Here is a 15379-nt window from a genome sequence, read left to right on the forward strand (position 1 = left end):
TCTGGCAGGCCCGAGTTCCCGATCGCATAAAGCACGTTCCGCACGAACCTGTCGCGCCCGATCCGCTTGATCGGCGATCCCGCGAACCGCGCCCGGAACCCGGCGTCATCCAGCGCGGCCAACTCGGCCAGCTCCGGCAACCCGTGCTTCGGCTGATAGCCGATCTCGCGCGCCGCCACGGCGAACTTGTTCCACGGGCAGACCGCCAGACAGTCGTCACAGCCGTAGATACGATTGCCCATACACGCCCGCAGCTCCGTATCTACAGGCCCCTTGTGCTCGATGGTCAGGTACGAGATGCACCGCCGCGCATCCAGTTGATACGGCGCAGGAAAAGCGCGGGTCGGACAGATGTCCAGACAGGCCGTGCAACTCCCGCAGTGCGAAACCTCCGGCGCATCCGGCTCCAGCGCCAGCGTCGTGAAGATCGCCCCCAGAAACACCCAGTTCCCCAGGTCTCGCCCCAGCAGGTTCGTGTGCTTGCCCTGCCAGCCCAGCCCCGCCGCCTGGGCCAGGGGCTTCTCCATCACCGGAGCCGTATCGACGAACACCTTGATCTCGCAGCCCGTGGCCTCGACCATCCACCGCCCCAGCCGCTTCAGCCGCCGCTTCACCAGGTCGTGGTAATCCTTCCCCTGCGCGTAGACCGAAATCACCCCCCGGTCCCGCTCGGCCAACCCCGCCATCGGGTCCACCTCCGGCGTGTAAGCCTCCGCCAGCATGATCACAGACCGCGCCTCGGGCCATAATGCCGCAGCCGACCCGCGCCACTCCTCGCGCTCGGCCATCCAGCCCATCTGCCCGTGCCGCCCCGCCTCCAGAAAAGCCCGCAGCCGCCCCGCCGTTTCCGGCACCGCGTCCGGCCGACAGACCCCGACTTTCACGAACCCTTCTTCCAGGGCCCGCGACACAAGCTGCTCTTTCCTCAGCCCGTTCATCTTTGCACAAATATCCCGGGGGTCCGGGGGGCTGGCCCCCGTGCAACGGCAGAGCCTAGAAATCCAGGTCGGCATAATGCGCCGAGGGCGGAAAGCCCGAGATCTGGTCCGCCAGCAAGGGCCGGAACGAAGGCCGCGACTTGATCTTCGCGTACCAGTCCTTCAGCACCGCATGCCGGTTCCAGTCCACGTCGCTGATGTAGTCCAGGCAGCTCAGATGCGCTGCCGCGGTGAAATCGGCCAGCGTCATCGCATCCCCCGCCAGCCAGCGCCGCTGGTCCAAGAGCCAGGCCATGTAGTCCAGGTGATACTTGATCCGCGTCGATCCCAGCTTCACGTTCTTCGAATCCGGATAGCCCTGGCCGGTGACCTTCTTGTTCACCCGCTCATACAGCAGCTTCGACGTGACCTCGTTGTGGAACTTGTCGTCGAACCAGGCGCACAGCCGGCGCACCTCGTACCGCCCGTCGGCGCCCTTCGGCATCAGCGGCGGCTCGGGTGTCAGCTCCTCGATGTATTCGCAGATCGCCTGGCTTTCGCTCATCACCCGGTTGCCCATCTTCAGGATCGGCACCTTCCCCGCCGGGTTTCGGCGCAGGAAATCGGGCGAGGGCTCCCAATACCGCTCCTCGACCAGCTCCACCTCGATCTTCTTTTCCGCCAGCGTCAGGCGCACCTTGCGGCAAAAGGGCGAGAGGGGGACATGATACAGGCGGTTCGAGGGGCGGTTCATCGGGCGGCGGCCTCCGGTCTTCCCCCTTCATTGCCGCGCTGGGGGCGGGATTTCAATCCCTCGCGCCCGATCCATCCTCGAAACAGGCGGATCGACCGTCCACCGCGATGGTCTCGGCCCCCGCGATGATGCTCCGCGTCCGGCTCTTCACGAAACTCGACGGCTTCGAGGCGCTGCGCCCCTTCGGGTCCGGCAAGACCGCGGCCAGCCGTGCCGCCTGCAGCGCGCTCAGGTCCTTCGCGTCCACCCCGAAGTGATGCTGCGCCGCAGCCTGGATGCCGAAGACGCCCTCGTCGAACTCGGCCACGTTCAGATAGACCTCCAGGATCCGCTCCTTCGACCAGGCCAGCTCGACCACCGGGGTCAGCACGGCCTCCATCGCCTTCCGTACCCAGCTGCGCCCGTGCCAGAGAAAGACGTTCTTCGTCACTTGCTGGCTGATGGTGCTGGCACCCCGGTTGCTGCCTTCCTCGATGGCCTGCCGGATCGCCGCCATGTCGAAGCCCCAGTGGTTGCAGAAGTTCGCATCCTCGGCCGCCACTGCCGAGCGGCCCATCACCGGGGCGATCTCCTCCCAGCTTACCCAGTCCTTCTCGATTCCGCCCAGCCGCCAGGCCTCGCCCAGCTGATACAGATTGATCGGCGGTGGAACGAAGCTGAACAGCAGCACCAGGGCGGCGTAGAATCCCGCAATCGCGCCCAGACCCCGACCCAGCCATTTCAGGCCGATGCGCAGCTTCGACCGGCGCGCGGGGACCTCCGGCTTCGCCTTGCGCTTGCGCGGGGCGGGTCCGGTCTTTTCGGCGGGCTTGTCTGCGGCTTTTTCCGTCATGCTGCTAGATGGAGGTGCCCCGGCGCGGGCCGTCAAGCCCCACCGCGACTAGAACATGCCGTCCGGGGCGTCCTGGTTCAGCACTGCATCGGGTATTTGCGCGAGAAGGTCGTAAAGCGCCTCTTCCGTCTCCGGGCTCAGCCGCGTGGTCAGAACCTTTGGCGCCCCCTTCAGCATCCGGACGCGCTCCAGCACCCGCGCGGCACCCAGAAGCCGCACGCGAAGCCCGACGACAGCGCCGGTTCTGGTCAGCGCCGCACCGGCGGATTGCAGGAATGACGCCTCAATCCCGGTCGCCAGAAACTGCGCCGCAAGTCCGCTTCCGGCCGCTGCCGGCTTCCGTTCATCCAGGAACAGCATCCCGATCAGGGTGCCCCAACCGCCGCCGCCCAGCGCCCGTCCCGTCGCTAGGTCGATCGACTGGTTCACCGTCACGCGCCCGGTGGCGTCGCGCGTGACCACGACGATATCTTCCGGCTCGACGCCCGCTTCCTGTTGCAGCACCGCCAAGGCCTCGCCGGCCACGAAAGCGGCGCTTGGGGAAGAGTAGGACAGCAGGATCAGATCTGACACGCCACGTGCTCCCTCACAGGCTGTTTTGCCCGGCTATCTAGGCGCGACCGCATTTGTCCAACAAGCGGAATCGAAGGCCTGCCGCGGCCCTGCGGCATTTCCTTGGGCGGCGGAGCGTCTCATGCCGGGCAAACCGCTTTACGCTCTGCGGGTCCGGGCCTAATACCGCCCGCAGCCGGTTTGGCACGGGGCGGTTCGGCACGGAGCGGTTTAGGACGGCACGGTTTGGCACGGGGCGGGGATGATCACACGCGGGTTCACCAAGGGCGATGCGGCATCGGTGGCCGTCTATTCCGATTGCGAAAGGTATCGCTACCTCCTCACCCGGACCTGGGGCAGCGGGCCGAAGGCGCTGTTTGTCATGCTGAACCCGTCGACCGCGACCGAGGTGCAGAACGACCCCACGGTCGAAAGGTGTGAACGGCGCGCGCGCAGCCTGGGGTTCGGCGCGTTCCGGGTCACCAACATCTTCGCCTTCCGCGCGACCGATCCCAAGGTGATGCGCGCCGCGGCGGATCCGGTCGGCCCCGAGAATGACGCGGCGATCCTCGACAGCGTCGCCTGGGCTGACCGCGTCATCTGCGCCTGGGGCAATCACGGCCTGCATCTGAACCGCGGCGCCCGCGTCGCCGGACTCTTGCGGTCGACGGGCGCGTCGCTGTTCCACCTCGGGCTTACGGGCCAGGGCCAGCCACGCCACCCACTGTATGTCGGCTATGACACGCAGCCCGACCTGTGGCAGGTCCCGGATCAGAGCTAGAACTCTTCCGCGGCGACCAGCTTGACATCGCCTGCCGCGAACTTCGCGCCATCGACCACCGCCACCTTCGATCCGTCGATAAAGACCGACTGGCCCAATCCGTCGCTGTTCGGCTCAACCGTCAGGACCGGATCGGGATGGACAGCGGAATCATAGACGATGACCAGCTGATCGACGCCGGGATTGTAATCCGTGATATGGGTGACCGAGCTTTCGTTCAGCCAGTCCTGCAGCACGAAGTCATCGGCGCCGTCGCCGCCGGTCGCGGTGTCGCCCGCGCCCAGGATAAGATGGTCATCGCCCTCGCCGCCGTTGACGAAGTCCGCCTGTTGCCTGCCCTCGTTCTCCGCGGCCCAAAGCGTGTCGTCGCCCCGGCCGCCGTCCAGATCGTCCGAGCCGGTGCCGCCCGACAGGAAGTCGTTGCCATCGCCACCCCAAAGCCAGTCGTCGTCCGCCTCGCCCTCCAGCCGGTCATTGCCCTGACCGCCCAGCACCGCATCTTTCCCGGCACCGCCTACAAGGCTGTCGTCACCCTCGCACCCGGCCAGGGTGTCGTTGCCGTCGCCGCCATAGACCAGGTCGTTGCCCTGATCGGCATAGACGCTGTCCTGTCCGGCATCCGCCCAGACGCTGTCATCACCCTCGCCGGACCAGGCCACGTCATTACCTTCGCCGGCGTCGATGCTGTCATCCCCGCCACGCGCGTTGATAAGGTCGCTGCCGTCATCGCCGTCGATCTCGTCATTGCCGCCCCAGCCGTCCAGCAGGTCCGCATCGGTGGTGCCTTTCCAGTGGACCGCCTGGTCCGCCGGTGTCTCCAGATCATCCGATGTGGGAATGGTCGGATCACCGGGCAGATCGTCCAGCAGGTTGCCATCGGAAAGCGACGGTTCGTCATCCTCGGGCGCAGGGACTTCGTCTTCCTGCGGATCATCGCCCTTGTTCGACATCAGCGCGTCGGCCGCCAGACCGGCCATCATCACGCCAAACAGACCAAGCAAGGCAAGCATACTGGTACCTCTGTCCTACACGGGCCAACTGCGGGTGACCCAGCCCGATCTCGGTTAACCTTATGTTAACACAAGGAATCTTCCCTGGAAGCTAGCATGGATGGACCGCGGTCCAAAGCCGCGATCACGGGGCTGGGTCCGGAATCTGCGCGCAGGGTTAACAACTGGTGCCCTTCGCCGCCGATTCCACTTCCCTTGCTGGCCGAATCCGCCTATACGCCCGCATCCGCCCGGACGGCGGACCCTCCAAGGGCCTTGCTGGACGACATCCCGGCTTGCGCCATCACCTTCAGCCAAGGAGACCCCGATGTCGATCACCGTTGAAGAAAAAGCCCGCGTCATCAAGGACTACGCGACCAAAGAAGGCGACACCGGTTCGCCCGAAGTCCAGGTTGCCATCCTGTCCTCGCGGATCGCCACCCTGACCGAGCACTTCAAGAGCCACAAGAACGACAACCACTCGCGTCGTGGCCTGCTGATGCTTGTCGCCCAGCGCCGCAAGCTGCTGGACTACCTGAAAAAGACCGACGAAGCGCGGTATTCCTCGCTGATCACCCGCCTCGGCCTGCGCCGCTAAGTCCGGCCCAAGGTTTCGCGAACGCCCGTGCCGCAAGGTGCGGGCGTTTTGCATTGCCGGGCCCGAAGGCCTATATCAACGCAAACAAGAGGGCATCATGGCTGACGACACCTTCCCCGGCTGGCACGGCACCACCATCCTCGCGGTCCGCCGCGGTGGAGAGGTCGTCGTCGCGGGTGACGGCCAGGTCTCGCTGGGCCAGACCGTGATCAAGGGCACCGCCCGCAAGGTCCGGCGCCTCTCCCCCGGGGGCCACGACGTGGTCTGCGGCTTCGCGGGCTCCACGGCCGACGCCTTCACTCTGCTGGAGCGCCTTGAAAAGAAGCTGGAGGCCGCCCCCGGCCAGCTCGCCCGCGCTTGCGTCGACCTTGCGAAGGACTGGCGCATGGACAAGTACCTGCGCAACCTCGAAGCCATGCTGATCGTCACCGATGGCACCGCGCTTTACGTCATCACCGGCGCGGGGGACGTGCTGGAACCCGAACACGATGTCGCCGCCATCGGCTCCGGCGGCAACTTCGCCCTCGCCGCGGCCCGTGGTCTGATGGCGACAGACCTCGGCGCCGAGGAGATCGCCCGCCAGGCCATGGCCATCGCCGCCGACATCTGCGTCTACACCAACGGCAACCTGACAGTGGAACGGATCAGGCCTCAGGCCTGACCCATCTCCTTCTTCACCTGCATGTAGGCCGTCAGCACCGCGTTCATCCGTGTCTGATACCCCGGACCCTGCGCCTTGAAGAATTCGATCACCTCGGGGTCCACCCGCAGCGAGATCAGCTTCTTGCGCGACTGCTCCGGCAGCTCGGCATCCGCCCAGCCTTCGGTCCGCAGCGCCTCGACCTGCAGTTCGCGGACCTGTTCGGTGGGTGTCAGCACCAGCGGGCTGGCCAAGGCCCGCTTTTCGGCGATGCTCAACCGTTTCGGAGCTTCGTCGTCCATTCACTCGTCCCTTTCAACAACAGCGTTTTCCGCCGCCCCGTTTTTCTTTTAAGTCAACCACTTGTGCTACGCATTCGTATATACGCCCCGTAGCTCTGCATGCACGAATTGTAGATACCGCGTCGCGCCGTCAATTTACCTCACTTGGTTTGACCGGACAAACCCCTTATCTCTGCACCGACAGTTTCCCGCTTAAGGTTTGCCGGCATGACTTCAGAAGACCTCCGCGCTGCCGTCGCCGCAGGCATTCTGACCGAAGCGCAGGCAGCCTCGGTACAGGCCCTCGCGAACGACCGGGCCGGAAAGCGCGCCGCCCTGCCGCAGGAAGACGAGCCGTTCGAGTTCTTCCGCGGCTTCTCCGAGATCTTCATCTCCATCGGCCTGATCATCCTCTTGACTGGGGCGACGGCGCTTCTCACCGTGATTGGCGGCTTCACCCTGCTGACGCTCGTGCCGCTTGCCACCGCTGGCATCGCCTGGTGGTGGGCCGGATACTTCACGCTGAGGCGCCGGATGACCCTGCCCTCGATGGTGCTTGCCACCGCCTACGGCGTCGGCATCCTGATCTTTGCCTTTACCGTTCTTGGGCAAGGCGCGGCGGTGAACCAGAATGACGGGATCGGCGCGTTCCTTCTGGCCGCGCTGGCGATGATGCTGTGGTATCGCCGCTTCCGGCTGCCGTTCGCCGCCTTTCTGACGGGCTTGTTCGTGCTTGGCCTCGTCTATTCGGTCATGGTCTCCAATGCGACGCTCTACGCGCTGGGCGGTGCGACCAGCGGTTTCTCTGCGCTGTTCGATCTTGGCAGAAGCCCCGCCTTTGCCAGTGCCACGCTCCTTTTCGGCATTGGCGCCTTCCTGACCGGCATGTGGTTCGACACCCGAGATCCCCACCGCCTTGGCCGCCACGCCGCGACCGCCTTCTGGTGCCACCTCCTTGCCGCTCCCGCCCTCGTCAACACCGTCGCGGTGACCCTGCTGAATGGCGGCGGCATGGGCTTTCTGGCCATCGCGCTGGCCCTCATCACCCTCCTTGCGCTGGTGATCGACCGGCGCAGCTTTCTCACCGCCGCCATCGCCTATATCGCCTTGGTCATCGCCTGGGTGACGGGCGAGGGCGGCGGCACGAGCTGGATCGTCGTCCTGCTGATCCTTGGCGCCTTCATCACCGCCATCGGCACCTGGTGGGTGCAACTGCGGGCCCGCGTGATGGACCTCCTTCCCGATTTTCCCGGCAAATCCCGCCTGCCGCCCTATGGATCCACCGAATGACCGACCTCACCCCCCGCGAAATCGTCTCCGAGCTTGACCGTTTCATCATCGGCCAGCGCGACGCCAAACGCGCCGTTGCCGTCGCTCTGCGCAACCGCTGGCGGCGCAAGCGCCTTGGCGACGACCTGCGGGACGAGGTCTATCCGAAGAACATCCTGATGATCGGCCCCACCGGCGTCGGCAAGACCGAGATCTCCCGCCGCCTGGCCAAGCTGGCCAAGGCGCCGTTCCTGAAGGTCGAGGCCACCAAGTTCACCGAAGTCGGCTACGTCGGCCGCGACGTGGATTCCATCGTGCGCGATCTTGTCGATGTCGCCATCGCCGACACCCGCGCCGCGATGCGGGAAGAGGTCAAGGCCCGCGCCCACAAAGCCGCCGAGGATCGCGTCCTCGAAGCCCTCGCCGGCAAGGACGCCCGCGAGCAAACGCGCGAGATGTTCCGCGGCAAGCTGAAGCGCGGCGAGCTGGACGACACGATGATCGAGATCGACGTCGCCGACGTCGCACCCGCCATGCCGCTCGGCTTCGGGATGCCCGGCATGGAGCAGCAGATGCAGGGGTTGCAGGACCTGTTCAAGGCCTTCGGCGGCCGCTCGACCCGCAAGCGGATGACCGTCGCCCAAAGCTACGACATCCTGATCGGTCAGGAAGCCGACAAGCTTCTCGACGACGAAGCCGTCCGCGCCGCAGCGATGGAGGCCGTGCAGGAAAACGGCATCGTCTTCCTGGACGAGATCGACAAGATCTGCGCCCGGTCCGACGCCCGGGGCGCCGATGTCAGCCGCGAGGGTGTCCAGCGCGACCTTCTCCCCCTGATCGAAGGCACCACCGTCAGCACCAAGCACGGCCCGGTGAAGACCGACCACATCCTCTTCATCGCTTCCGGGGCCTTCCACATCGCAAAACCCTCGGACCTCCTCCCCGAACTCCAGGGCCGCCTACCGATCCGCGTCGAACTCGCCCCCCTGACCGAGGAAGATTTCGTCTCGATCCTGACCGACACCGACAACGCCCTCACCCGCCAGTACACCGCCCTGATGGCGACCGAAGAGGTAACCGTCACCTTCACCCCCGACGGCATCGCCGCCCTGGCCCGCATCGCCGCCGAGGTGAACCGCTCCGTCGAAAACATCGGCGCCCGCCGTCTTTACACGGTGATGGAGCGGGTCTTCGAGGAACTCAGCTTCCACGCCCCCGACCGTTCCGGCCAATCCGTCACCGTGGACGCAGCCTTTGTTGAGACCAACCTCGGCGCCCTCGCCCGCTCTGCCGACATCTCGCGCTACGTGCTGTAGGTCGGGGCTTGCCCCGGCTCCGCCGGCCCCGCACTACCCGGCGCGCTGCAAACCGGCCATGTCCAGTGCCAGCCCCAGGTCGCGGGTCAACACGCGTTCCGCCTCTCTCCGCGCGTCCGCGTCGGGAAGCCGCAGGACATGCGCCGGATGCAGCGACACCAGCACCGGCGCGCCGTCCAGACCGCGCTCCACACCCCCGCAGCGCTTAAGCAGGTTGGCCCCGCTCCCGGTCAACGCTTCCGCCGCCGTCGCCCCCAAGGCCAGGATCAGCTTCGGGCGCAGCAGCTGCCGCTCCAGGTCAAGCCACCAGCGGCACTGCGAAATCTCGTCGGTCGTCGGTCGCTGGTGCAGCCGTTTCTTGCCGCGCGGCTGAAACTTGAAGTGCTTGACCGCATTGGTGACATAGGCCGCGCTCCGGTCCAGCCCCGCGGTGCCGGCACACTGGTCGAACAGCCTGCCCGCCGGACCGACGAAGGGCCGACCGGCCAGGTCCTCGGCATCGCCCGGCTGTTCGCCCACGATCATCAGCGGAGCGTCCGCCGGGCCTTCGCCCGCGACCGCTTGCGTGGCACAGCCGCCGATCGGGCAGCGCCGACAGGCGTCCAGCGCGGGTTTCATCGTCGCCAGCGTCAACCCCTCGCTGTCCGGCTGCGGGCGCTGCGGGCGCAAGCGCTCGACATGCGGCAACGGCATCGTCGGCGCCGCGTCCTGCATGGCCCGGGCTCGGGCGGGCGCGCTTCGGATCAGTTCGGGGATCAGCGCCGCCTCGGGCAGGTTCTTCCAGTATTTCCGCGGCATCTCCGATGTCATGGCCGAGACCATCAGCCGCGCCGGATTGAAGATGCTGGCGAAATAGGTCCGCCACAGGTCCTCGGTCGCATCGGGCGGCGGGCGGCTTTCGGCCTGCGTCTCCGCAAACGACAGACTTCCCGCCTCGAACGTGGCGGTCAGTTCCGGCGTGGCGATGATCCAGTCCATGTCGCCAAAGCGACGGGCAAAGAACGGCGCGGCGGCCTCGACGATGTGGTGGTCCGGCTCGAACCAGGCGGCGAACGCCCTCCGGGTCGCTGCAGGGTCGCCGACCTCGCGGAACCGGACAAAGGCGTGCATCTTGTGAATGTCGCGACGCACGGCCTTTTCCTGCATCATCAGCCGATGCATCGCGGGGTCCGAACGGTCGCCCCAGCGCAGGCTGCCGTCCGCAAGCCGCAGCACAACATCATAGGCCCGCACAAAGCGTTCGGGATCGCGATGGCACAGCGCGGTTTCCAGGGTCTCGATCGCACCCCGCGTCAATTTCAGGTCACGGCCCGTCGCATGGGCCAAGGGAGCATCGGCGAAAAGGTCAGCCGTCCCGTCGCCTGCAAGCTGCCAGCGCACCCGCTCGGCCGGAACACCCTGCCGGGCCAAGGCCCTGGCCTGATCGCGCCAGGCGGTGACCGTGCCGATCCGGGGCAGGACAAGCGTCCGCATCAGAACAGCGAAAGCTGCTCGGCGCGGGGCGCGAACTGGGCGCGCAGGTTGGCGTCATCCAGCTGCCGCGGGGTCCAGCCCGGCAGCTGGATGAAGGGCCGTGCGTTGCGCAGAACGCAGCCAAGCCGTGTCAGATCCTCGTAGCGCAAGGCGCGATGCCTGCGCGCCTCCAGGATGCGGGCCACGGACTTCGACCCGAACCCCGGAACCCGCAGCAGCGCCTCGCGCGGGGCGCGATTCACGTCAACAGGAAAGCTCTCCCGATGCGCCAGCGCCCAGGCGGTCTTGGGGTCAACCTCCAGGTCCAGCATCCCGCCCTCGGTCACGATCTCGCTTGGCTGGAACTCGTAGAACCGCATCAGCCAGTCGGCCTGGTAAAGCCGATGCTCCCGCACCAAAGGCGGCCGGATCAGCGGCAGAAGCTTCGACGAATCCGGGATGGGCGAAAAGGCGGAATAGTAGACCCGGCCCAGCTTGTATGACGAATAAAGCTGCGATGCGGTGGACAGGATCTGCCCGTCGGTGGCCGCGTCCGCGCCGACGATCATCTGGGTCGACTGCCCGGCCGGCGCGAACCGCGTCGGGCGCCGCCCCTTGTGACTGGGCTCCCGCGCGGCCTCGCGGCGGCTGCGGACGTCGGCCATCGCCTTGCGGATAGTCTGCGCCGATTTCTCGGGCGCCAGCGCCGCCAGCGCCGGCTCGGTCGGAAGCTCGACGTTCACCGACAGCCGGTCCGCCCAGCGCCCGGCCTCGGCGATCAGCTCCGGCGCGGCGTCGGGAATGGTCTTCAGATGGATATAGCCACGAAAATTCTCCTGCTCGCGCAGGGTGCGGGCAATCCGCACCATGTCGGCCATGGTGTCATCCGGCGATTTCACGATGCCAGAGGACAGGAACAGCCCTTCGATGTAGTTGCGGCGGTAGAACTCGATGGTCAGCTTCACCACCTCGTCCACCGTGAACCGCGCGCGTTCCACCCGCGACGACACGCGATTGACGCAGTAGACGCAGTCATAGATGCAGAAATTGGTCATCAGGATCTTCAGCAGCGAAATGCAGCGGCCATCCGGCGCATAGGCATGGCAAATGCCCGCGCCGCCCGAAGACCCCAGCCCCATCCCGTCGGATGAGCTTCGCTTCTCGCCACCAGAGGAGGCACAGGACGCGTCATACTTGGCGGCGTCCGCCAGAATCTCCAGCTTCTCTGTCAATGTGCGCTTGACCATCTGTTCACTATACGTTCCGGCTTCGCCCTTGAACAGGGGACCGGCGGCAACAGTGCTTCCAGCACACGCAGTTGTCAGGTTGCGTGAGGCGTCGCCCAGGCCCTCGGACAACCCGCAAAACCGCCGACCATGCAGCGCCCGCGCTATCGCGCAAAGTTAAAGATTTCTGAATGACCAAACCTAACCCATTGAAATCACGCGCTCCAGGTTATGCGCCGCGCGTGGCGCACCCCCTTCCCCGGCGACCCCCCACCCGATACTCTCCCCCCACCGAAGGGGGACCGCAGTGACCGAAGACACCGTCACGCCGATGATGGCGCAATATCTGGAGATCAAGGCCCAGAACCCCGGCGCCCTCCTCTTCTACCGGATGGGCGACTTCTACGAGATGTTCTTCGACGACGCGGTGGCCGCCGCCGCCGCCCTCGACATCGCCCTGACGAAGCGTGGCTTCCACCTCGGCGAACCCATCGCCATGTGCGGCGTCCCGGTCCACTCCGCCGAGGGCTACCTCCTCACCCTGATCCGCAAGGGCTTCCGCGTCGCCATCGCCGAACAGCTGGAAGACCCAGCCGAGGCGAAGAAGCGCGGCTCCAAATCGGTCGTGAAACGCGACGTCGTCCGCCTCGTCACCCCAGGCACGCTGACCGAGGATTCCCTCCTCGAAGCCCGCCGCCACAACTTCCTCGCCGCCTTCGCCGAGGTCCGCGACCAGGCCGCCCTCGCCTGGGCCGACATCTCCACAGGCGAATTCCGGGTGATGCCCTCCTCCCTCACCCGCCTTCCCCCCGACCTCGCCCGCATCGCCCCCCGCGAGCTTCTCCTCTCGGAAGCCCGCGAGCGTGACATCGCCCCCCTCCTCGACGGCCTCTCCATCACCCCCCTCAGCCGCGGCAGCTTCGACTCGACGAACTCGGAAAAACGCCTCTGCGACCTCTTCCACGTCGCCTCCCTCGACGCCTTCGGCAGTTTCGACCGCGCCGAGATCTCCGCGATGGGCGCCCTCGTCGACTACCTGCACCTCACCCAGCGCGGAAAGATGCCGCTCCTGCGGCCCCCCGTGAAGGAGCCCGCAGGCGGCACGATGCAGATCGACGCTGCAACTCGCCGCAACCTTGAACTCACGCAAGCCCTGTCCGGCGGCCGCGAAGGCTCCCTCCTCGCCGCGATCGACCGCACCGTCACCGCCGGCGGCGCGCGCCTTCTCGAACGCCGCCTCTCCTCCCCCTCGCTCGACCTCCACACCATTCACGCAAGGCAAGCCGCCCTCGACCATCTCCTCGAAATCCCCTCCCTCCGCGACCAACTCCGCGAAGCCCTCCGCCGCGTCCCCGACATCGACCGCGCCCTCTCCCGCCTCGCCCTCGACCGCGACGGCCCCCGCGACATGGCCGCCATCCGCGCGGGTCTCGAACAGGCGACCCGCATCGCCCAACTCCTGACCGACGCCCCTCAACTCCTGACCGATGCCGCGCAAGCCCTTGTCGGCCACGGCGCTCTCGTCGCCCACCTCACCCGCGCCCTCGTCTCCGAACCCCCGCTCCTCACCCGCGACGGCGGTTACATCGCCCCCGGCTACGACCCCGAACTCGACGACACCCGGGCCCTCAGGGACGAAGGCCGCAGCGTCATCGCCCGGATGCAGGCTGACTACATCGAAGCGACCGGCATCCAATCCCTGAAAATCAAGCACAACAACGTGCTGGGCTACTTCATCGAGACGACGACCACCCACGAAGACCGCATGCGCGCGATGCCGGAACTGTTCATCCACCGCCAGACCACCGCCGGACAGGTCCGCTTCACCACGCTCGCGCTCTCCGACCTCGAAACCCGCATCCTCAACTCCGCCAACCACGCCCTGGAAATCGAAAGGCGCCACTACACGGCCCTCAAGGCCGAAATCCTCGCCCACTCCGCCCCCATCGCCCAAGCCGCCCGCGCCCTGGCCGAGATCGACCTCGCCGCCGCCTTCGCCGATCTTTCGACCGAGGAAGGCTGGTGCTGCCCGGAAGTCGATGACAGCCGCGCCTTCCAGATCGCCGCCGGCCGCCACCCCGTCGTCGAACGCGCCCTAAGACGCGACGGCCAGCCCTTCGTCGCCAACGACTGCGCGCTCACCGACAAGGACACCCCCGCGATCTGGCTCCTGACCGGCCCGAACATGGCCGGCAAATCCACCTTCCTGCGCCAGAACGCCCTGATCGCCCTCCTCGCCCAGGCGGGCAGCCACGTCCCGGCGACAGAGGCCCGCATCGGCCTCGTCTCCCAACTTTTCAGCCGGGTCGGGGCCTCTGACGACCTCGCAAGGGGCCGCTCCACCTTCATGGTGGAAATGGTCGAAACCGCCGCCATCCTGAACCAGGCCGACGACCGCGCGCTGGTGATCCTGGACGAAATCGGTCGGGGCACCGCGACCTATGACGGCCTGTCCATCGCTTGGGCAACGCTGGAACACCTGCACGAGGTTAACCGCTCCCGCGCCCTTTTTGCCACGCATTACCACGAGATGACGGCGCTCGCGGGCAAGCTTCCCGGCGTGAAGAACGCCACCGTCACCGTCAAGGAATGGGAAGGCGAGGTCATCTTCCTGCACGAAGTCCGCGAAGGCGCCGCCGACCGCAGCTACGGCGTGCAGGTCGCGCGTCTGGCGGGCCTGCCCGCCTCCGTCATCGAACGCGCCAAGGTCGTCCTCGACGCGCTGGAGAAGGGCGATCGAGAGGGCGGCAAGCAGGCCACCCTGATCGACGACCTTCCCCTCTTCCGAGCCGCCTCACCCGCGCCCCTGCCACAAAAGCACAGGGTCTCAGCGGTCGAGGAACGGCTGAAGGACATCCACCCGGATGAGCTTACGCCTATGGAGGCCTTGAAGCTTATCTACGAAATCAAGGGATTATCGTAGGGTGCGCTACAGCGCACCGTCCGAAGGTGCGCTGTAGCGCACCCTACGATACATTCGACGACACCCCAACCTGCGCCGGGCGCAACAGCCGGTCGTGCAGCAGGAACCCCTCCGTCGCCACCTGGATGATCTGCCCCGCTTTCGTTCCCGGCAAAGGCGCCTCGAACATCGCCTGATGCAGTTGCGGGTCGAACTGGTCCCCGACGGCGGGCGAGATCATCGTGATCCCATGCTTCGTCATAACGTTGGTCAGCTCGCGCAGGGTCAGCTCGACCCCCTCGATCAGCGCTGCCGAGGCCGCGCGGCTCTCCTCCGGGATCGCCTGAATCGCACGGTTCAAGTTGTCGTAGACCGGCAAGAGGTCCCGCGCCAGCCGCGTCCCGCCGTACATCTCGGCCTCTTTCCGGTCCCGCTCCGCCCGCTTGCGGCTGTTCTCGGCATCCGCCAGCACCCGCATGAACTTGTCGCGCAGCTCGTCGCGCTCGGCCTTCAGGGCCTCCAGCTCATCCACTTGCGGTTCAAACTCTTCCAGCTCCACCTGAGCGGCGGTGGGTTCTTCCTGCGACATCTCGCTTCGTCCTTCTTCAGCTCTTGCCGCGGTCACTGACCAGGCGGCCCACCAGCTGGGCGGTGTAATCGACGATCGGAACGATCCGGCCATAGTTCAGCCGGGTCGGTCCGATGACGCCCACCGCGCCGATGATCTTCCGATCCGCGTTCATATAGGGAGAAACCACCAGACTTGAACCGGAAAGTGAGAAAAGCTTGTTTTCTGAACCGATAAAAATGCGCACGCCTTCGCCCGCCTCGGTCAGGTTCAGGAATTCGGCGATGTCCCGCTTGCGTTCC

The 15379-nt window shown here is 66.4% G+C and carries 15 protein-coding genes and 1 pseudogene; 6 read left to right on the forward strand and 10 right to left on the reverse strand.

Annotated features, from left to right (window positions below; genetic code table 11):
• The 4 genes from queG to ACJ2PR_RS31410 form a co-directional block, all read right to left on the reverse strand.
• On the reverse strand, nt 1-938 hold a 938-nt coding region (gene queG, locus ACJ2PR_RS31395; protein WP_446879937.1), incomplete at its 3' end, for a tRNA epoxyqueuosine(34) reductase QueG.
• 55 nt (nt 939-993) lie between these two features.
• Nucleotides 994-1671, reverse strand: a complete 678-nt coding sequence (gene fzlA, locus ACJ2PR_RS31400) for an FtsZ-binding protein FzlA (RefSeq protein WP_446879938.1) — start codon at nt 1669-1671, stop codon at nt 994-996.
• A gap of 52 nt (nt 1672-1723) precedes the next feature.
• Entirely contained in the window at nt 1724-2503 is a 780-nt protein-coding gene (mtgA, locus tag ACJ2PR_RS31405) for a monofunctional biosynthetic peptidoglycan transglycosylase (RefSeq protein ID WP_446879939.1), read from the reverse strand.
• Between the two features lie 48 nt (nt 2504-2551).
• The gene (locus tag ACJ2PR_RS31410; protein ID WP_446879940.1) at nt 2552-3076 is read right to left on the reverse strand and encodes a DUF1269 domain-containing protein; all 525 of its coding nucleotides are present in this window, start codon (nt 3074-3076) and stop codon (nt 2552-2554) included.
• A 241-nt stretch (nt 3077-3317) separates the two neighbouring features.
• Here ACJ2PR_RS31410 and ACJ2PR_RS31415 point away from each other — a divergent pair, with 241 nt between their 5' ends.
• Nucleotides 3318-3836 carry a DUF1643 domain-containing protein gene (locus tag ACJ2PR_RS31415; protein ID WP_446879941.1) on the forward strand — a complete coding sequence of 173 codons (519 nt, stop codon included), beginning with the start codon at nt 3318-3320 and terminating at the stop codon, nt 3834-3836.
• On the opposite strand, the gene ACJ2PR_RS31420 is transcribed toward ACJ2PR_RS31415, so the two are convergent.
• A complete protein-coding gene (locus ACJ2PR_RS31420; RefSeq protein WP_446879942.1) occupies nt 3833-4846 on the reverse strand; it encodes a calcium-binding protein in 1014 nt (337 codons plus the stop codon). The genes ACJ2PR_RS31415 and ACJ2PR_RS31420 overlap by 4 nt on opposite strands.
• Before the next feature lie 307 nt (nt 4847-5153).
• Here ACJ2PR_RS31420 and rpsO point away from each other — a divergent pair, with 307 nt between their 5' ends.
• Together rpsO and hslV are read left to right on the forward strand one after the other, a co-directional pair.
• Nucleotides 5154-5423 carry a 30S ribosomal protein S15 gene (gene rpsO, locus ACJ2PR_RS31425; protein ID WP_446879943.1) on the forward strand — a complete coding sequence of 90 codons (270 nt, stop codon included), beginning with the start codon at nt 5154-5156 and terminating at the stop codon, nt 5421-5423.
• A gap of 97 nt (nt 5424-5520) precedes the next feature.
• A complete protein-coding gene (gene hslV, locus ACJ2PR_RS31430) occupies nt 5521-6084 on the forward strand; it encodes an ATP-dependent protease subunit HslV (RefSeq protein ID WP_446879944.1) in 564 nt (187 codons plus the stop codon).
• Here hslV and ACJ2PR_RS31435 read toward each other — a convergent pair.
• Nucleotides 6075-6365 carry a BrnA antitoxin family protein gene (locus ACJ2PR_RS31435; RefSeq protein WP_446879945.1) on the reverse strand — a complete coding sequence of 97 codons (291 nt, stop codon included), beginning with the start codon at nt 6363-6365 and terminating at the stop codon, nt 6075-6077. The two genes, hslV and ACJ2PR_RS31435, sit on opposite strands and share 10 nt — an antisense overlap.
• 207 nt (nt 6366-6572) lie before the next feature.
• On the opposite strand from ACJ2PR_RS31435, the gene ACJ2PR_RS31440 reads away from it, so the two are divergent.
• Together ACJ2PR_RS31440 and hslU are read left to right on the forward strand one after the other, a co-directional pair.
• Nucleotides 6573-7634, forward strand: a complete 1062-nt coding sequence (locus ACJ2PR_RS31440; RefSeq protein ID WP_446879946.1) for a hypothetical protein — start codon at nt 6573-6575, stop codon at nt 7632-7634.
• Complete coding sequence (hslU, locus tag ACJ2PR_RS31445) at nt 7631-8929, forward strand: ATP-dependent protease ATPase subunit HslU (protein ID WP_446879947.1); 1299 nt, start codon at nt 7631-7633, stop codon at nt 8927-8929. The genes ACJ2PR_RS31440 and hslU overlap by 4 nt, the downstream gene beginning before the upstream one ends.
• Nucleotides 8930-8962: 33 nt before the next feature.
• Here hslU and ACJ2PR_RS31450 read toward each other — a convergent pair whose 3' ends face one another.
• Together ACJ2PR_RS31450 and ACJ2PR_RS31455 are read right to left on the reverse strand one after the other, a co-directional pair.
• A complete protein-coding gene (locus ACJ2PR_RS31450; protein WP_446879948.1) occupies nt 8963-10402 on the reverse strand; it encodes a UdgX family uracil-DNA binding protein in 1440 nt (479 codons plus the stop codon).
• Complete coding sequence (locus tag ACJ2PR_RS31455; protein WP_446879949.1) at nt 10402-11628, reverse strand: putative DNA modification/repair radical SAM protein; 1227 nt, start codon at nt 11626-11628, stop codon at nt 10402-10404. The genes ACJ2PR_RS31450 and ACJ2PR_RS31455 overlap by 1 nt, the downstream gene beginning before the upstream one ends.
• 286 nt (nt 11629-11914) lie before the next feature.
• Between ACJ2PR_RS31455 and mutS the strand changes: the two genes are divergently transcribed.
• Entirely contained in the window at nt 11915-14530 is a 2616-nt protein-coding gene (gene mutS, locus ACJ2PR_RS31460) for a DNA mismatch repair protein MutS (protein WP_446879950.1), read from the forward strand.
• A 43-nt stretch (nt 14531-14573) separates the two neighbouring features.
• On the opposite strand, the gene ACJ2PR_RS31465 is transcribed toward mutS, so the two are convergent.
• Together ACJ2PR_RS31465 and ACJ2PR_RS31470 are read right to left on the reverse strand one after the other, a co-directional pair.
• On the reverse strand, nt 14574-15098 hold the full coding sequence (locus ACJ2PR_RS31465; protein WP_446879951.1) for a nucleotide exchange factor GrpE: 525 nt from the start codon (nt 15096-15098) through the stop codon (nt 14574-14576).
• A 16-nt stretch (nt 15099-15114) separates the two neighbouring features.
• Nucleotides 15115-15379, reverse strand: a pseudogene (locus ACJ2PR_RS31470) (hypothetical protein); the annotation flags it as partial.

It is taken from the genome of Phormidesmis sp. 146-33 (assembly GCF_052939515.1).

Excerpts from the sequence above, each read along its gene's own strand:
- fzlA (WP_446879938.1), bottom strand. The coding sequence starts at position 1,671 with ATGAACCGCCCCTCGAACCGCCTGTATCATGTCCCCCTCTCGCCCTTT.
- mtgA (WP_446879939.1), bottom strand. The coding sequence starts at position 2,503 with ATGACGGAAAAAGCCGCAGACAAGCCCGCCGAAAAGACCGGACCCGCC.
- ACJ2PR_RS31415 (WP_446879941.1), top strand. The coding sequence starts at position 3,318 with ATGATCACACGCGGGTTCACCAAGGGCGATGCGGCATCGGTGGCCGTC.
- ACJ2PR_RS31420 (WP_446879942.1), bottom strand. The coding sequence starts at position 4,846 with ATGCTTGCCTTGCTTGGTCTGTTTGGCGTGATGATGGCCGGTCTGGCG.
- rpsO (WP_446879943.1), top strand. The coding sequence starts at position 5,154 with ATGTCGATCACCGTTGAAGAAAAAGCCCGCGTCATCAAGGACTACGCG.
- hslV (WP_446879944.1), top strand. The coding sequence starts at position 5,521 with ATGGCTGACGACACCTTCCCCGGCTGGCACGGCACCACCATCCTCGCG.
- ACJ2PR_RS31435 (WP_446879945.1), bottom strand. The coding sequence starts at position 6,365 with ATGGACGACGAAGCTCCGAAACGGTTGAGCATCGCCGAAAAGCGGGCC.
- ACJ2PR_RS31440 (WP_446879946.1), top strand. The coding sequence starts at position 6,573 with ATGACTTCAGAAGACCTCCGCGCTGCCGTCGCCGCAGGCATTCTGACC.
- hslU (WP_446879947.1), top strand. The coding sequence starts at position 7,631 with ATGACCGACCTCACCCCCCGCGAAATCGTCTCCGAGCTTGACCGTTTC.
- ACJ2PR_RS31450 (WP_446879948.1), bottom strand. The coding sequence starts at position 10,402 with ATGCGGACGCTTGTCCTGCCCCGGATCGGCACGGTCACCGCCTGGCGC.
- ACJ2PR_RS31455 (WP_446879949.1), bottom strand. The coding sequence starts at position 11,628 with ATGGTCAAGCGCACATTGACAGAGAAGCTGGAGATTCTGGCGGACGCC.
- ACJ2PR_RS31465 (WP_446879951.1), bottom strand. The coding sequence starts at position 15,098 with ATGTCGCAGGAAGAACCCACCGCCGCTCAGGTGGAGCTGGAAGAGTTT.